Origin of the sequence: Gaetbulibacter aestuarii, assembly GCF_039537665.1 — a bacterium.
GTDB classification, from domain to species: Bacteria; Bacteroidota; Bacteroidia; order Flavobacteriales; family Flavobacteriaceae; genus Gaetbulibacter_A; species Gaetbulibacter_A aestuarii.
The window spans coordinates 68,706-86,581 of record NZ_BAABAY010000002.1; the positions used below are offsets into that span (position 1 = coordinate 68,706).

The window sequence follows — 17,876 nt, forward strand, 5'->3', positions numbered from 1 at the left end:
TTTTGGATTATCAAAAAATCTAAAACGTATAATTATGATACCGATGCTTCTTCTTTATGTGATCAAAAGAATGAAAAAAAATTCGTTCTTTTTAAAATTGAAATCATGGTTTGTTAAAAGGTTATTAAAGTTAAAACTGATTACAGCCGCGATATTATTGAGTTTTTGTTACGCTAAAGCTGATACGATTCCAAATCAAAAAACCTTTAATGTTATTAAGAACGATAAGGTAATTGGAACCATTACTATTAATAAGCAAGCCTTTGAAAGCCAAATAGTATATCATTTAAAAAGTGATATTAATGCCAAGGTCCTGATAAATTTCTGTATCAAAGGTGAGGAGAAGGCTGTTTATAAAAAGGGAATTTTGGTTTATTCCCGAGTTTATCGCACTGTAAACAATAATATAAAATCAAATCACCAGATTGTTTTTCAAAATAAAAAATATCTACTGAAGGAAGCTAGTGGTGAAACTTTTCTATCATTAAAACCTATTACTGCAAACTTGGTTAGCCTGTATTTTAAAGAGCCTAAATCCTTAAGGTTTGTGTATTGCGATAATGCCAGAAAAATGGTTACCGTGGAACCTTTAGGAGAGGGAAAATATAAAGTTGTCTTTGAATCAGGTAAGTACAATATATACCATTATAAGGATGGTAAATGTGTTGGAGTAGAGGCAAATAGTAAATTATTTGATGTTAACCTAATACCTGCTTAGTCATGAGCGTTTCAACCACACTTTGGGTGCTTATCGCAACGGTTTTTTCAACCTTTTTTGCCATAAGCTGGATATATAAAAATCTTGGAATTACGAATCTTGAGAAGGCTTTAAAGCTACGAAACGGTCTGGTGTTTTTAAATATGAAACACGCCCTGGGGATTATGATTTTTGGAGTGTTTTTTTATTTGTCTTTACCTCAGTTGCAACACACTGTGAACACTATCGAGATTGCACCCTTAAATACGTTGATCCCCTACCTGATATTACTGTTCGTTTGTGCTTTTTTAGCATATCGCAGTGCGGGTAACATTGAAAATGACTATTTAGATCGAAGTCCGTATACCCTTTCCAGTGCCTGGAGTTATTTCATAATTCGTTTGGTTTTCTTGCTGGCTTATGAATTTTTCTTCAGAATCGTTATTCTCTTTTCGTTTTTAGAATATTTCAGCATATCCGAAGCCATTGCTTATAACACCTTGTTATATGTATTGATTCACGCGTTCGATTCCAGAAAAGAGATCATAGGAGCCATCCCATTTGGTATCGTTCTATGCTTGTTTGCCTACCTCACACAAAGTGTTTGGTACGCTTTTATAATGCACGCGACCTTATCTACGGTTTATGAAATAACTATTTTTTTCAAACAAACTAAAACAACTTTATTATCATGAAAGCTTTTTTAACTGGTGCTACAGGATATATTGGCCATCAATTGGCCTTAGAATTAGCGCGCATGGATATTACTGTTCATGCTTTGGTAAGAGATTTAGAATCTCCAAAAATTCCTGAACATAAAAATATTATTCCTTTTGAAGGTGATATTTGTAACGATCATGCTGTTTACAAAGCAATGCAGCACTGCGATTATGTGTTTCATACAGCGGCGTTCACAAATCTCAATTGTACAGATATTTCGTGTTTCTACGAGACCAACGTGCTCGGAACCGAAAACATATTAAAGGTCGCTTTGGAGTTAAAGATCAAAAAAGTGATTTACACGAGTACGCTATCCGTTTTTGGACCTTCTTATAAAACGGTACCCATTATTGAATCACAGCCAAGGCTTACCTCATACGCCAATGATTATGAGCTTACTAAAAGTATGGCTGAGGAACTCGTAGAACGCTATATTAATAAGGGTTTATCCTGTGTTACCCTTTGTGTCACTAAAGTTTATGGTCCGGGATTAAATACTTTTTCCAATGGTGTGAATCGATTAATCCGTCTCATGCTATCACAACGGTATCTTTTAGTTCCTGATAGGTTGCATGTGAGTTCGAATTACGTGTTTATAAAAGATGTGATTCAAGCCCATATTCTTGCGATGAAACCTAAAGTAGTAAACGAGAAATTTATTATTGGTGGTGAGAATACGGATTACGCAAATTTATTCGAGCTCATCAAGATCATGACGCGGAGTAAAGTGAAGATCATTAAGGTTAACTACAAGATTTTAAGATCGGTTTTTTCCATTCTGAATATACTACAGGTGGTATTTAAAATGCCAATAAAAATCAGACCCCAGGTTTTAGATGCACTATTTGTACACCGTGTTTCCAGTTCCGGGAAAGCCATTGAAAAATTAAAATATGAAGCCACCCAATTAAAAATGGGATTAGAACATACTATTAATCATATAAAATTACAGTCATGAGAACATTCACATTAATTACCGGGGCAAGTCAGGGTTTTGGTAAAGCCATGGCTTTAGAATGTGCCCAACGAAAAATGAATTTATTGCTAATTGCACTACCGCAATCGGGTTTAGGACCGTTGGCAGCATTTATTGAAAAGAATCTTAATGTTGAGGTGCATTTCTTGGAGTGCGATCTAAGTACCACTGAGAGTTGTTACAACATTGCTAAATATGTTTCTCAACAAAAATTAAATATTCGATACCTGATCAATAATGCAGGAGTTTTAAGTCGCGGCATGTTCGATACACTTGATCCTAAATTTATCCTTAGACAAATAGCTGTAAATGTGACTACTCCAACCTTACTTATAAGGTTGCTTCTGGAAAATCTCAAACGATCCGGACCTTCCGCTATTTTGAACATTAGTAGTATGGCCAGTTTTTTTTCATTACCTAAAAAACAGGTTTATGGCGCTACAAAATCATATGTTACAGCGTTTTCAAAAACTTTGAAAAAAGAGTTGAAACAGCATCATATTTCGGTAACTACCATTTGTCCGGGGGGGTTGAATACCACAACCAGATTATGTTATCAAAATCGATTGGTAGGCTGGATCACTCGGCAATCTGTATTAAATCCTGAGGACGCTGCCAGGATAGCCATCGATGCGATGCTTAAGAACAAAACCATATTGGTTCCTGGTTTTGTAAATCAATGTTTGATGTTCCTTAATAAACTATTACCCGATTTTATTAAAGACTATTTGGCCAATCGCGAATTAAATAAGTTTCCACCCGGAAAACTGCAACCGGGTATCTAGTACAAGTAATAAACTTTGTCCGAAATGGTTCTTCAAAGAATTTTTAGGACATAAAAACTGATGATATCAAACATCTTTGTATCAGTTGTTTAATCCATTAATCATTCTATCATGAAAACTTCAATTTCAATTTTAATCTTCCTTTTTTTATGTGGACCTGTTGGGGCACAAATGGATATTGATTTCAGTGCGGAGCATCTAGAGAAAAAAGAATGGTCTCTTAAGGTTCATAAAGAATTTAAAACGCAATTCGCACCTGCTTTCTCAGGATTATTTCAAAATAGTTTTAATCGTATTAATGACCTTACTAAATGGCAAAACATATATGACGATACTGATTTAGGTATAAAACTTAGTGCAGTAATTCCATTAAAAAAACAATGGAAATTAAAAACCCATTACCTCCATAGCATCCTAAATTTGAAAAATCGCGGCTCAGGTCTTGCCGCGGGTTATAGCCTTCAGTTAAGTATTTGTTATACACTTTAAATAAAATCAACCTTAAAAATTAAATATTATGAAATCGTTATTCAATTTTTCAAAACTAGCAATCATACTTTCTTTCGTATTACTAAGTATTCGAGTTCATTCTCAACCTTCTTCAAAATCTTACAAAGGATTTTTGAGAGTCTATTCACAAACAGGTCAAATGATTTCAAAAGGGCAATTTGTATTTATTAATGACAGTGTTCTGGGAATAAAAAGACTTAAAGAAGTGTCTACCATTAATAAGTCTGTTATTGGATTTGTTAAAACAAAACGTTCCGGTGGACATAACGTGGTGATTGGTGCTGCGGCAGGGGGGGCTATCGGAATTGCATTGGGAGTAGGTACGGCAGACCCTGATTCCTGGTTTGGTTATTCGGCCGGGGAAGGAGCTTTAGGTTTTGGTATTCTTGGGGCTCTGGGAGGTGGTCTTATAGGAGGACTTGCGGGACTCGTTAAAGAACCCATGGTATTTATGATTAATGGAAACGAAGGCAACTGGCAAACCTTTAAAAATGTAATGGTTCACTTTAAAAAATAATCAATACGCCATCTTATGAAACCTTTAGAAAATCATATAAATCATCTGGGATTTCTTTTAGCTATTTTGATCTTCTTTCAAAGTTGTACGGTATATCAATCTCAAACGATTTCATTGGAAGAAGCTTCTAAAAGCAATGTAAAATCAAGAGTAGAGTCAGCTAATGGAAAAAAAATAAGATTTGCCAGAATCTACCATGAGGAGGGTGATTATTTTGGGATTCAAAGATCTAAAGGAAACCTCATTAAAATTAAATTAAAGGCTGATCAAATTAAACGCATTAACCCAAAAAATAAAACCATGACCGTTGTTGCTTCAATTGGTATCCCAATTGCTGTTATGGCTGGAGTAGTTTTAGCTGTTGGTTTATCTGATCAGGGAAGTTACTGGGGCAACTCAAATTAAATAATTAAAACAAAAAAACCGCCTCAGTAACTGAAGCGGTTTTTCTTATGAATTCAAAACGATTAATCGTTGTCGTTATCTCTTGAATTTCTGTTATCGCGTCCACGATTATCTCTGCCGCGATTATCTCTACCGCGATTATCTCTACCACGGTTATCGCGGTTATCACGATGACCGCCACCATGGGAATGCCCACCGCGAGGTTTAGATTCGTAACCTTCAGGTTTAGGTAATAAAGCCTTGCGAGAGACTTTCTCTTTCTTGGTTCTTGGATCGATACCAAAGTATTTCACTTCAATAATATCACCCATATTAACAACATCACTTACATTTTCAGTGCGTTCCCAGGCCAATTCACTTACGTGAAGTAATACTTCGTTACCCGGTGCTTGTGTATATTCTACTACGGCACCAAAATCTAACATCTTGATCACTTTCACTTCATAAGTTTTTCCAACTTCAGGCTTGAACATCAAGGCATCAATTTTTGCCATAACAGCATCAATACCTGCGCTACCAACACCTAAGATCTCTACGATACCTTCTTCGGTTTCAGGATCTTCATTGATCACGATGGTTGTATCGGTCTCTTTCTGTAATTCCTGAATTACTTTTCCACCAGGTCCTATCAAGGCACCAATGTATTCGTTAGGAATACGCGTTGTTACCATTACAGGAGCATGCTCTTTCACCGTTGGGTTTGGTTCCGCAATAGTATCGGTTAATTTTTCAAGGATATGTAATCTTCCATCACGAGCTTGTTTGAGTGCTTTCACTAAAATCTCGTAGCTCAAACCTTTAACTTTAATATCCATTTGGCAAGCGGTAATACCATCAGCCGTTCCGGTTACTTTAAAGTCCATATCACCTAAGTGGTCTTCATCACCTAAAATATCAGAAAGTACAGCGTATTTTCCGGTATCTGTATCGGTGATTAAGCCCATGGCAATTCCCGAAACCGGTTTTTTCAATTGTACACCGGCATCCATAAGCGCCATTGTTCCGGCACATACGGTAGCCATTGATGATGATCCATTGGATTCCAGGATTTCAGAAACCACACGAACAGTGTAAGGACAATCTTCTGGCACCATGTCTTTTAAAGCACGTTGCGCTAAGTTACCATGTCCGATCTCTCGACGTGATGTTCCACGAATTGGTCGTGCCTCTCCGGTTGAGAAAGGAGGGAAGTTATAGTGTAAATAAAAACGCTCTTCACCTTCAAAAGATGGCATATCAATTTGGTTAGCTTCTCTTGAAGTACCAAGTGTTACAGTGGCTAAAGCTTGTGTTTCACCACGGGTAAAAATTGCTGACCCGTGAGTTGCCGGTAAATAATCAACCTCACACCAAATTGGTCTGATATCGGTAGTTTTTCTACCATCCAAACGTAATCCTTCATTTAAAGTAAGATCACGAACAGCAGTTTTTTCAGCTTTAGCGTAATACTTAGAGATCATTTCACCTAATTCTTCTCGCTCTTCTTCAGAGAAAGACGCGATGATTTCTTCTTTTATTTCCGCAAATGCAGCACCACGTTCTTGTTTTGAGGATCCAGCTTTCGCCACGGCATATACTTTATCGTAAGCCATGTCGTGAATTTTCTTTTCTAAAGCTTCATCTTCAGCTTCAGGCTCATATTCGCGTGTTTCCTTTTTACCAAAGGCCTCAGCTAATTTCACCTGTGCCTGGCACTGAACTTTAATAGCTTCGTGTGCAAACTTGATCGCTTCGGTCATTTCTTCTTCAGAGATCTCTTTCATTTCACCTTCCACCATCATCACAGAATCTTCAGAAGCACCAATAACCATATCGATGTCTGATTCTTTTAATTGACTAAATGAAGGGTTAATGATAAATTCACCATTTACACGACCTACGCGTACCTCAGAAATAGGGCACTCAAATGGAAAGTCTGATAACTGGATTGCTGCAGATGCTGCTAATCCGGCCATCGCATCCGGCATAACTTCCGGATCGTGAGACATCAATTGGATCATCACCTGAGTTTCAGAATGATAATCTTTAGGGAATAACGGGCGTAGTACGCGGTCTACCAAACGCATGGTTAACACTTCGCCGTCACTCGGGCGTGCTTCACGCTTAAAGAATCCGCCGGGATAACGTCCCGCTGCGGCAAATTTTTCACGATAATCTACCGTTAACGGTAAAAAATCTACATCACTCGCTTTGTAATTTGAAACTACCGTACAAAGCAACATGCAATTTCCAGACTGCACCACAACTGAGCCATGCGCCTGTTTTGCTAATTTTCCGGTTTCAATAGAAATCTCTCTACCGTCACCAAGGTCTATGACCTCTTTAAAAACTTTTGGAATCATAAATATTTTCTTGACAATCAAGCACAATAAGGCTTGAAATAATTAAACAATGGTCGTTGTGTTGTGTAGTAGTTGTAAGCGGCAATAAAATGCCAAATTTAGACCAATGAAAAACTGTATAAGCTTCTTCTAGCGCGGTATTTAAACTCTCACGCAAGAGTTCTATTTTTTATGGGCGTTACCCTAAAGGGTCGGGCTTTTCGCTGTATCTTTTTTGAAATCAAAAAAGGATGCCGCTACAATCCCTAACGCAAATGTAAAAAAAAAGAGGCTTAAAAAGCCTCTTTCCTTTTATTTTCTTAAGTTCAATTCTTTTACTATCGCACGATATCTTAAGATATCTTTCTTAGTTAAGTAATCGAGTAGCGCACGACGCTTACCTACTAAACTTACTAACGAACGCTCTGTATTGAAATCTTTTGGATTGTTTTTCAGGTGTTTCGTTAAGTGGTTAATTCTATGCGTAAATAACGCAATCTGACCTTCCGCAGAACCGGTATCATTCTTTCCTTTACCGTGCTTCTCGAAAATTTTTTCTTTTACTTCTTTTGCTATATACATGCTAATATTATTGTAAATGATTGTTATGTATGTTGAAAGGCTTTCTTTCAGGCGGCAAATATAGTAAATATTACTGATTTACAAGCGCATCTGAAAAAAAACCTTTTTTCTAGTTTTGTGCTAACGGCTTAGGCTCGTAACGGTTGATTTGTGATCAGATCGATATACTGATTGATTTTATTCTTAAGTTGCTTTCTGTGCGAAATGAAATCCAGGAAACCGTGTTCTAATAAAAATTCTGAGGTTTGGAAGCCTTCCGGTAATTCTTTTCCTGTGGTATCTTTTACTACACGAGGTCCTGCAAAACCAATCAGCGCTCCCGGTTCGGCAACATTAATATCGCCTAACATGGCAAAAGACGCCGTGGTTCCTCCGGTAGTGGGATCAGTACATAAAGAAATATAAGGAATTCCGGCTTCAGCCAACTGAGCCAGTTTTGCTGAGGTTTTAGCTAATTGCATTAGCGAATATGCAGCTTCCATCATACGGGCACCTCCGGATTTGGAAATGATCATAAATGGTATTTTATTTTTCAGGGAATAATCTGCAGCGCGTGCAATTTTTTCACCAACAACGCTTCCCATGGAGCCTCCAATGAATGAAAAATCCATACAGGCAATCACAAGGTCTTTACCCTTAGATTTTCCAACGGCGGTGCGCACGGCATCCTTTAATTTGGTCTTTTCCTGAGCTGCTTTTAAACGATCCGGATATTTTTTAGTATCTACAAATTTTAACGGATCTTTCGATTCCATGTTGGCATCGAGTTCCTCAAACTTGTTATCGTCAAATAATATTTTAAAGTATTCTTTACTGCCAATACGCACATGGTAACCATCTTCCGGACTTACATAAAAGTTCTTCTCTAACTCTTCGGCATCTACGATTTTACCGGTGGGAGATTTGTACCAAAGACCTTTAGGAGTGTCTTTTTTTTCTTCGGTGGTGGTGGTTATACCTTTTGTTTTTCTTTTAAACCAAGACATACAATTTGCTTTTCTTAGGGTTAGTTTAAACGCACTACCTTCGCGTTAGGGATTGTAGCGGCATCCTTTTTTGAGGTTACGAAAAAAAGATACAGCGGAAAGCCCGACAGCAAAATTAAAGTTTTATTTTAATTTTGGGGTAACGCCCAGGAACTTTTTCCAGCAAAAAAAATCCCGCCATTGGCAGGATTCCTTAATTATGATGTTTTATCTATTATAAAGTATCTACGTTGTTTAGGTCTTCAAAAGCCTTTTTCAAACGGGCTACAAAGGTTTTCTCACCTTCGCGTAACCACACACGTGGATCGTAGTATTTTTTGTTTGGTGAATCTTCACCTTCAGGATTACCGATCTGTGATTTTAAATAATCGGCTTTAGAGCCCATATAATCACGAATACCGGTCATGAACGCGTATTGAAGGTCGGTATCAATGTTCATTTTTATTACACCGTACCCAATAGCTTCACGAATTTCTTCAACTGTGGAGCCGGATCCACCATGGAATACGAAATCGATATGGTTGTGTTCCACATCGTATTTTTTAGTGATATATTCTTGAGAATTCTTTAAGATCTTAGGCGTTAATTTTACGTTTCCTGGTTTGTAAACACCATGAACGTTTCCAAAAGCAGCAGCAATGGTGAATTGCGGACTTACCTTACTCAATTCCTCGTAAGCGTAAGCTACTTCTTCAGGTTGGGTGTAAAGTTTAGAATCATCAACATCCGAGTTGTCTACACCATCTTCTTCACCGCCGGTAATACCTAATTCGATCTCGAGGGTCATTCCCATTTTACTCATACGCTCAAGATATCCTTTACATATTTCGATGTTTTCTTCGATAGGTTCCTCCGATAGATCGATCATGTGAGAACTGAATAACGATTTTCCGGTTTCTTCGAAATGTTTTTCACTGGCATCCAATAAACCGTCGATCCAGGGTAAAAGTTTTTTTGCACAGTGGTCGGTATGTAAAATAACTGGAACACCATATGCTTCGGCCAAAGTATGTACGTGTTTTGCACCGGCAATGGCACCTGCAATAGCTGCCTTCTGGCCATCGTTGCTTAAGCCTTTTCCGGCATTGAATTGCGCTCCTCCGTTTGAGAATTGAATGATAACGGGGGCGTTTAGATCTCTGGCCGTTTCTAAAACGCCGTTAATTGTATCCGATCCGATAACGTTTACTGCGGGTAGTGCGAAGTTATTAGCCTTAGCATAATCAAAAATAGCCTGTACTTCTTTACCTGTAGCAACGCCTGGTTTTATATTGTGTCCCATGTTTAAGTTTGATTTTTTAATTAGATATCAAAAGTAATTAAATTTTGAATAAATACCTGTGTTTTTGTGCTTTGAAAGCTCTAAAAGATACTAAAACGTTATAGTTTTATCAAGTAAAAAAAGGCCTTAGAACGGATAGTTGATACCAATATTATACGTGGCATTTTTAAAGTTGTATTCGTTGAACCAACGATTACTGGCATCGTATGCCGGATCGTGGGTTTTAAAGCCAATATCGAAACGGAAAACAAAGAAACTAAAGTCGTAACGCAGTCCGAATCCTGAACCTACGGCGAGATCTTCAAGAGAGCTGAAGCCGTTAAAGGTTGCGTTAGGATCGGTAATGTCGTCAAAAACATTCCAAATATTGCCTACATCAACAAAAATGGCCCCATTCAGATTTTCAAAAAGGTTAAAGCGCTGCTCTACATTGAAGGATATTTTAAAGTTAGCTTCATTAAATTCATTGGTGGATAAGGAGCGTCCCGGACCAAGGCTATAGGCCGTCCAGGCACGGTTATCGTTGGGTCCTCCGGCGAAGAAACTCTTCGCGAACGGAATGTTGGTTGAATTTCCGTAGGGGACAGCAATACCTACAAAACCTCTAAAGGCTAATACATTTTTTTTACCCAGATCGAAGTGCTTAATGTAATCTACTTCAGCCTTCGTGTACTGCGAGTAAGCCACATTGAATAGTTCATAACGGCCTTTGTCATCTTTAGGTAAACCAATAAGTTTCGAAGCGGTATTCAATAAATTCCCGGCTAGTTCGAGTTTGAAACGAAATATTGAAAAATCTTCATCAAAAAGATTAGTACGCTCATCATTTACAAAGCTGAAGTTGGAAGATAAGATCAGGTTGTTTTCGGTTAATCGTTTTTTACGCTCGTTGATGTTATTAATAGTTTGGCGCTGCGAGCTCGAAAATTCTTGAGGTGGATTAGGATCAAGCGCATAAGTAATGAAACCTTCTGCACCTGTAGGAATGCTCAAACTTTCATCATTAGGAATATAATTTACATCCTGCGCAATCTGATTCAATAGTTTGAAGGAGTTTTGATACACTCCAAAATAATTATCGATGTTCAGATTTCGTACGTATTGTATATTGAAAAGATCGAATTTGTTCGTTACCTTATCATTGGGATACCAGTTATAATTGAAGGTTCCACTTAAGGTTTGTTTATCGAGACCTATATTGGTTTGACTCGAAGTAGATAGACTGATCCTGGTACTTGGCGACATATATTTAGGAATAATTCCTTCGGTATAAAACGGAGAAAACAATCGCGGAATAGTAAGTTTCAGATCCAAGCCATATTCTTTGATATCGAAAAAGGGATCTGAACTATTTTTGTCTTTGGATGAACCAATGGATCCAAAGGCTGAAATTTGAAAGGTTTCAGCACCTCTGAAAATATTGCGAATAAGCACACTGGGATTCAATGATAAACCAATAGTTTGGATATTACTTTGTGAAACATCAGTGCTAAATCCTAAACTGAATTTTTTAAGCGGCGTGAGTTTAATGGTATCCGAAAGCGTTTTGTCTTCCGCATTTTCATAATACTGAATATTTGGATATTTAAAAGTACGCAACTCACTGATGTAGCGATAGGTTCGGGTTCTATCGATATCCCTGAAAATACGATTTGGAGTAATAAAAACAGCATCAGTAATAGCCTTGGGTCGGTAGCGCATTTTGCCATAGCTATATAAATTGAACCCGGCATAACGAATAGAATCTTGAAAGGGTTTGTTTCGGTTTTCAAAAGTATAATCCGTAATGATGTTAACATCGCTAATCTGATAAACTTTAAAGGGTTCTCTGGAAAAAGTTTCATCAGGATTTCGAACTTCCCTATTTTGAATTTTCAAACCTACATTAACCTTTTTGTTCGTGCCTATAGTGTCCATCTCGAAGGTAATGTAATCTTGTTTAAAATGATATAAACCGGAATTTCGCATTTTAGTCGCAATGCGTTCACGTTCACTTTCAAAATTGGCCGTACGGTATTGCTGTCCTGTAGCAATCAAAGCTTCTTTTTTGCTCTTTTGGTAAATGGTGTCAACAATGGGTGTTTTTATGTCGGTGTATATTGAATCAATAATAAAGGCCGGACCTGTTTTAATATCGTATTCCACGGAAGCCCGTTTATTATCTTTTCGCGTAATGTTGTAATGTGAATCAACATCAAACCAACCATTATTTATGTAATAACTATCAATGCGATCCAGAGATTTATCAGCCTTATTCTCATCTAAGATAACGGGAGCTTCACCCGTTTTTTTAAACCAGTTATTCAATCCCTTTCGAGATTCTATATATTTATTTAACTGCTTTTCTGAGAGGAAACTTTCAAGATGTTGTCTTTTTTTTGGTCTGGCATTTATGTTGCTTTCTAATATGGAGTCAATATTGGGTCGTGCCAGGTTGTAGAAATATAAGCGCAACGGAACTCCAGCCAAACGTTTATTGGCATGTTGGTATAATAAATTGTTTAGCGTTTCTGAATTATTGGTTTTACCATTAACCTTGATGGTATTTTTGGTGAGCAAGTACTCCTTATCCGATACCCGTTTAACAGCATCACAAGCTGTAAAGCTTTGAAGTATTACTAGTGATGCCAGTATTTTAAAGGATAAGTTCTTCAAATGACTATTTTTAATTTATTTAGCTTCGACCGATTTACTTGTGTTAACCCCTCGGAATTCCGATTTATTATGCCAAAAATACATTTTTTCAACCTAATATGATGAGATATTAATTTCGAACAAAGTCAATTTTACTAATATTTTTTCTTTTTCTTTATAAAATATAAATTCGCACAGGTCTTTGTGTTATGCTGTCAAAAAATCAAATCAAACATATTACCCGGTTAAAACAAAAAAAATTCCGTCTCCAGGATAAATTATTTGTTGTTGAAGGCCTCAAAACTATTCATGAACTTTTGAAATCAGACCTGGAATTATACCAGTTATATACTACGGAGTCCTTCAATCTTAATGCCAAAAATGAAGTTTTAATTGCTGAAAGTGAACTTAAAAAGATAAGTTTTTTAAAATCACCCCAAAAGGCACTGGCCCTTTTCAAAATTCCTGAATCGAAACCCATTGATACAAATCAACTTGTATTAGCTTTGGACGACGTTCGTGATCCGGGGAATTTAGGCACTATAATCCGGTTATGTGATTGGTTTGGAGTTACTGATCTGGTTTGTAGTAATGAAACCGCAGATTGTTACAATCCAAAGGTTATCCAAGCTACTATGGGGTCGATTGCGCGAGTGAATATTTCATACCTGGACTTACCGAGCTTTATTAATAATCAAAACGGACCGGTTTTCGGTGCTTTTATGGATGGTAAAAATGTGTATAAAACACCATTACCTGATCAAGGTATTCTGATCATGGGTAATGAAGCCAATGGTATTTCTGAAGACATTGCCAATTTGGTTACTCAAAAAATTGCGATTCCACGTTTTGGGGATCGTCAGGAAACTGAAAGTTTGAATGTGGCCACGGCTACCAGTATCCTATTGAGTGAATTTAAAAGAAATCTAGCTTTGTAGAAAACCCTGGAAAAAGGAAGTTTATTGGAATGTAAAATTAAGATACACCCCTCGGGTTTGCATACTTTTTACGTTTCCTGTCCATGGACTGCTCGGATCTTCATCGCGCACCAATTCATCAGTCATACTGAAAACACCACGAATTGACGGTGAAAACTTAAAGTTGAACAAATAAAAGTCAATACCAAAGCCGAGTTCGTAAAAGAAGGGATGACTTTTCATTCGGAATTGCCCGTTCTTGTTGTCATCAACATTGTTCTCATTACTCGATAAATTGATGGCTGCCGCAAAACCTCCGATTATAAAAGGTTTGAAATTATTGATTCGCTTGGTAGAGATTTTTAAGAGCAGGGGAACATAAATGTAGGTGGATCGAACCTCACGAAATAAATCATTGTTCGATGGTGTTCCGGAAAAATAGGATCGACTGTAGTAAAATTTTCTATTCGTCATTACTAATCCGGGCTCTAAACGCAGGTCGAAATAATCGTTTACGCGCAAATTTCCAATTAATCCCACATTAAATCCCGGAGTGCGCTTAATGTAAATATCGCGCATATCCTGATTATAATCGAAATTAAAATCCATGAAATTGATTCCCAGAAAGTACCCCCAACGCAACAAATTGTAGTCTGTGGTCCCACGCCCTGAATTCCCATCGTACATAACTTTTTCCTTAGTAAACAACTGGGCATGTGTTGTTTGCATTACAAATAAGGCACAAATAAGTATTAAGGCGTTCTTCATGTTTTATTTGGTTGATTTATAAATTGTAGCTACACCAAAGGTTTGAGGGAAATCTTCAACACTATTAAACCCAATTTTACGTAAAATATTGTTTAATGCTTCACCATAGGGAAAAACAGAAGCCGACTCGGATAAATACCGGTAGGCACTTTTATCTTTTGAAAAGACACGACCAATTAGCGGAAGAATAGCTTTCGAGTAAAAATTATAACCTTGCTTGTAAGGCGTTTTTGTTGGCACTGAAGTTTCCAGGATTACAAAGATACCGCCGGGTTTTAAAACTCTGTAAATATCTTTTAAACCTTGCTCCAGATCTTCAAAGTTACGTATACCGAAGGCTACCGTAATCGCATCAAAAGTATCGTTCTCAAAAGGCATTTGCTCACTGTCTCCTAAAACCATCTCGATTTTAGTGTTCAGACCGCGTTTTTTTATCTTGTTTTTACCAACCTCAAGCATGCCGCTGCTTATATCGAGACCTATAATTTTTGAAGCCCCGGTTTTGGCTAACTCTATGGCCAGATCACCAGTTCCAGTGGCAATATCCAAAACATTTTCCGGGTTTGTTTCACCAACTAGTTTTACTACTTTTTTACGCCACTTTATATCAATTCCAAAGGAAATAACGCGGTTCAAACCATCGTACTCACCCGAAATAGTATCGAACATTTCGGTAACCTGAGCTTTTTTTCCTAATTCACTATCCTTATATGGTTTAACTTTCGACAAATCGTATCAAATTTTTGGTAAAGATAATCTTAAAAATTCAAGCGCCAATATATCAAAAAGGATAATCATTTTTCACTAAAATCATGAAACTAATTTTATACTATATTTGTTAAGACCTTTTATCAACGAGAAACACATGAAAATTATCATTGCAGGTGCTGGTGAAGTTGGATTTCATTTAGCTAAATTATTGTCTTATGAATCGCAGGAAATTACGCTGATCGATATTAATAAGGAAAGTTTGGCCTATGCCGATACCCATTTGGATATTAAAGTGATAAAAGGCGATGCAACATCTATTTCAATTTTACGAGACTCCCGTATTGAACAAAGTGACCTGTTTATTGCCGTTACTGCAAGTGAAACAACAAATATCACGGCTTGTGTTTTAGCGAAGCAACTGGGTTCTAAGCGCACGATTGCACGTATTTCCAACACAGAATTTATCAATTTTAAAGAAGAGGGCGGATTTACAAAGTTTGGTATTGATGAGTTGATCTCTCCGGAGTCGCTGGCGGCCTCAGAAATTCAATTGTCATTAAAACAATCTTCATTTAATGATACTTATGAGTTTGAAAATGGAGCTTTAACCATGGTAGGTTTAACGCTTTCACGTTCGGCATCCTTTGTGGGTAAAACCGTTAAGGACGCTGCTAAGATTTTCCCTGAAATACATTTTGTGCCCATTGCTATTCAAAGATTTGGATCGCAATACACAATTATTCCCAGAGGAGATACGATGTTTAAACGTGGAGATAATGTGGTATTTATTACCTCGGAAGGTGGTGCGGAAGAGTTATGCCGACTTACAGGTAAGAAAAATAGTGAAATTAAAAATGTTATGATCCTCGGTGGTGGTCAAATTGGTTTTAAAACCGCTCGAGATCTCAGTGATAAAGGTTTCAATGTAAAACTTTTGGAGGTTAATAAAGAACGCGCGTTTGATATTGCAGACGATCTGCCTGAAGTTTTGGTTATCCATAGTGATGGTAGAAATGTAGATCTACTTGAGGAAGAGAATATCAGTGATATGGATGCTTTTATAGCCGTTGGCGGAAATTCCGAAACCAATATCATGTCTTGTTTGGTGGCCAAATCCAAGGGTGTGAAAAAAACGATTGCCCTGGTAGAAAATATGGATTATTTTGAATTATCTCATTCTGTTGGTATCGAAACGCTTATTAATAAAAAACTCTTAGCTGCTAACAATATATTCAGATACATTCGGAAAGGAGAGGTGGTCGCTATGACCAAACTTAACAATATGAATGCTGAGTTATTGGAATTCGAGGTGAGATCTTCTTCAGAAATATGCAACAAGCTCATAAAAAAGGTTGATTTTCCACGATCTGCCATTATTGGTGGTGTGATCCGAAATGGACTTGGGGTGATTGCCCTGGGGGATTTCAAAATTCAGGAAGGAGACCGCGTTGTGGTTTGCAGCTTACTACAATCAATAAAAGGTGTTGAAAAGCTTTTTCGCTAGGCGGCATTATTCATAAAAGAACAAATGAGACTCAATTATAAGATCATATTTCATTTCCTGGGCTTATTGCTCGTTTTTAACGGTGCCTTTATGTTGCTGGCGGCTTTGGTAGGTGCTATTTATAAAGATGGAGTTTCCATGCAAATTGCTCTAGCCGGCCTGATCACCATGATTTTTGGCGCTATCAGTATGATATTTACCCGAAATCATAAAAAGGAAATCAACAAACGTGAAGGCTATATTGTTGTGGCTTTTGGATGGATCATCATGTCGCTTTCCGGAACCTTACCTTATGTGATCTCCGGAAGTATTCCCAGTTTTACCAATGCCTTTTTTGAAACGATGTCGGGCTACACCACAACGGGAGCTTCGATTTTAAATGATATTGAAATTCTTCCGAAGGGTATTTTATTCTGGCGAAGTTTAACCCATTGGATCGGTGGCATGGGTATCATTGTTTTAGCCATTGCCATTTTACCGTTATTAGGCATTGGTGGTATGCAGTTATTTGCCGCGGAAGCTCCGGGCCCCAGTGCTGATAAATTACATCCTAGAATTACAGATACGGCAAAGCGTTTGTGGTTAATCTATTTTGGTTACACAGCTGCTGAAACTATCCTTTTAAACGTTGCGGGGATGTCTTTTTTTGATGCGATGAACCATGCGCTAAGCACCTTGTCTACCGGCGGATTTTCAACAAAAAACGCCAGTGTTGCTTATTGGAATCATCAACCCTTGATCCAGTATATCATTATTGTATTTATGTTTCTTGCCGGAACCAACTTTGTTCTGAGTTATTTCGCTTTCAAAGGAAAGATTAAAAAGGTATTGCACGATGAAGAATTCAAACTCTATTTTAAATTCATTGTAATTTTTACAGCAATAGCTACGCTGATCATTTATTTCAGGGCTGATCTGAGCCAGTCAACGATACATCATCCGATGGTTTGGGGTAAAGGAGAAAGTGCCTTTCGTCATGGGTTTTTCCAGGTGTTATCTATCGTTACAACCACAGGTTTTGTTTCTGCTGATTATACCTTATGGACGCCTTTTTTGATCGTATTCTTTTTCGGTTTGATGTTCCTTGGTGGTTCGGCCGGTAGTACTTCCGGAGGGGTAAAGGTGGTTCGTCATTTGATTCTCATTAAAAATGGTTTTTTAGAGTTTAAACGCACCTTACACCCCAATGCCATTTTACCGGTTCGCTATAATATGCGAGCCATTTCCGGAGATATCGTATTTAATATCCTTGGCTTTTTTATTTTGTATATGCTTTCCTTTATAATTGGTGCACTGGTATTTTCTATGTTTCAGATCGATTTTCATTCTTCTGTAGGACTTTCTGCTTCCAGTTTAGGAAATGTGGGGCCGGCCTTCGGAAGTTTTGGTCCTGTAAATAATTATGCAGCCTTGCCACCTTTGGGTAAATGGTGGGCTTCTTTTTTAATGCTTATCGGCCGTTTGGAATTATTTACTGTCCTGATTTTGTTCACGCCTTTCTTCTGGCGGAATCGTTAATAGCGCGCTTTTTTTGTTTTCTTTTTTTGAATAATATAATGTA

17 protein-coding genes are annotated in these 17,876 nt (G+C 37.5%); 10 read left to right on the forward strand and 7 right to left on the reverse strand.

Features of this window, described 5'->3' with window-relative positions; all coding sequences use genetic code 11:
* Positions 1-70 precede the first annotated feature (70 nt).
* From ABD682_RS08885 to ABD682_RS08915, 7 genes are all read left to right on the forward strand, one after another.
* A complete protein-coding gene (locus ABD682_RS08885; protein WP_344740882.1) occupies positions 71-718 on the forward strand; it encodes a DUF6134 family protein in 648 nt (215 codons plus the stop codon).
* 2 nt (positions 719-720) lie between these two features.
* Complete coding sequence (locus ABD682_RS08890) at positions 721-1,392, forward strand: CPBP family intramembrane glutamic endopeptidase (protein ID WP_344740883.1); 672 nt, start codon at positions 721-723, stop codon at positions 1,390-1,392.
* Positions 1,389-2,375: an NAD-dependent epimerase/dehydratase family protein gene (locus tag ABD682_RS08895; RefSeq protein ID WP_344740884.1), complete on the forward strand. Its 987-nt coding sequence runs from the start codon at positions 1,389-1,391 to the stop codon at positions 2,373-2,375. Before ABD682_RS08890 ends, ABD682_RS08895 begins: the two co-directional genes overlap by 4 nt.
* Entirely contained in the window at positions 2,372-3,178 is an 807-nt protein-coding gene (locus ABD682_RS08900) for an SDR family NAD(P)-dependent oxidoreductase (RefSeq protein WP_344740885.1), read from the forward strand. The genes ABD682_RS08895 and ABD682_RS08900 overlap by 4 nt, the downstream gene beginning before the upstream one ends.
* Before the next feature lie 111 nt (positions 3,179-3,289).
* The gene (locus ABD682_RS08905) at positions 3,290-3,667 is read left to right on the forward strand and encodes a hypothetical protein (protein WP_344740886.1); all 378 of its coding nucleotides are present in this window, start codon (positions 3,290-3,292) and stop codon (positions 3,665-3,667) included.
* Between the two features lie 28 nt (positions 3,668-3,695).
* Complete coding sequence (locus ABD682_RS08910; RefSeq protein WP_344740887.1) at positions 3,696-4,205, forward strand: hypothetical protein; 510 nt, start codon at positions 3,696-3,698, stop codon at positions 4,203-4,205.
* Positions 4,206-4,220: 15 nt separating this feature from the next.
* Entirely contained in the window at positions 4,221-4,610 is a 390-nt protein-coding gene (locus ABD682_RS08915; protein WP_344740888.1) for a hypothetical protein, read from the forward strand.
* 62 nt (positions 4,611-4,672) lie between these two features.
* Here ABD682_RS08915 and ABD682_RS08920 read toward each other — a convergent pair whose 3' ends face one another.
* The 5 genes from ABD682_RS08920 to tamL form a co-directional block, all read right to left on the reverse strand.
* A complete protein-coding gene (locus ABD682_RS08920; protein WP_344740889.1) occupies positions 4,673-6,952 on the reverse strand; it encodes a polyribonucleotide nucleotidyltransferase in 2,280 nt (759 codons plus the stop codon).
* 291 nt (positions 6,953-7,243) lie between these two features.
* Positions 7,244-7,513, reverse strand: coding sequence for a 30S ribosomal protein S15 (gene rpsO, locus ABD682_RS08925; RefSeq protein ID WP_344740891.1), 270 nt, complete (start codon positions 7,511-7,513; stop codon positions 7,244-7,246).
* Between the two features lie 128 nt (positions 7,514-7,641).
* Positions 7,642-8,499 (reverse strand): acetyl-CoA carboxylase, carboxyltransferase subunit beta, encoded by an 858-nt coding sequence (gene accD / locus ABD682_RS08930; RefSeq protein ID WP_344740893.1) that lies wholly within the window; start codon positions 8,497-8,499, stop codon positions 7,642-7,644.
* Between the two features lie 214 nt (positions 8,500-8,713).
* A complete protein-coding gene (gene fbaA, locus ABD682_RS08935) occupies positions 8,714-9,781 on the reverse strand; it encodes a class II fructose-bisphosphate aldolase (RefSeq protein ID WP_344740895.1) in 1,068 nt (355 codons plus the stop codon).
* A 126-nt stretch (positions 9,782-9,907) separates the two neighbouring features.
* Positions 9,908-12,436 carry a translocation and assembly module lipoprotein TamL gene (gene tamL / locus ABD682_RS08940; RefSeq protein WP_344740896.1) on the reverse strand — a complete coding sequence of 843 codons (2,529 nt, stop codon included), beginning with the start codon at positions 12,434-12,436 and terminating at the stop codon, positions 9,908-9,910.
* Between the two features lie 188 nt (positions 12,437-12,624).
* Here tamL and ABD682_RS08945 point away from each other — a divergent pair, with 188 nt between their 5' ends.
* Positions 12,625-13,353, forward strand: coding sequence for a TrmH family RNA methyltransferase (locus ABD682_RS08945; RefSeq protein ID WP_344740897.1), 729 nt, complete (start codon positions 12,625-12,627; stop codon positions 13,351-13,353).
* A gap of 21 nt (positions 13,354-13,374) precedes the next feature.
* On the opposite strand, the gene porT is transcribed toward ABD682_RS08945, so the two are convergent.
* Complete coding sequence (gene porT / locus ABD682_RS08950) at positions 13,375-14,100, reverse strand: type IX secretion/gliding motility protein PorT/SprT (protein ID WP_344740899.1); 726 nt, start codon at positions 14,098-14,100, stop codon at positions 13,375-13,377.
* Positions 14,101-14,103: 3 nt separating this feature from the next.
* A complete protein-coding gene (gene ubiE, locus ABD682_RS08955; protein ID WP_344740901.1) occupies positions 14,104-14,829 on the reverse strand; it encodes a bifunctional demethylmenaquinone methyltransferase/2-methoxy-6-polyprenyl-1,4-benzoquinol methylase UbiE in 726 nt (241 codons plus the stop codon).
* Between the two features lie 136 nt (positions 14,830-14,965).
* Here ubiE and trkA point away from each other — a divergent pair, with 136 nt between their 5' ends.
* Positions 14,966-16,315 carry a Trk system potassium transporter TrkA gene (gene trkA / locus ABD682_RS08960; protein WP_344740902.1) on the forward strand — a complete coding sequence of 450 codons (1,350 nt, stop codon included), beginning with the start codon at positions 14,966-14,968 and terminating at the stop codon, positions 16,313-16,315.
* A gap of 24 nt (positions 16,316-16,339) precedes the next feature.
* Positions 16,340-17,833, forward strand: coding sequence for a TrkH family potassium uptake protein (locus ABD682_RS08965; RefSeq protein WP_344740903.1), 1,494 nt, complete (start codon positions 16,340-16,342; stop codon positions 17,831-17,833).
* The last annotated feature ends 43 nt before the right edge of the window (positions 17,834-17,876 follow it).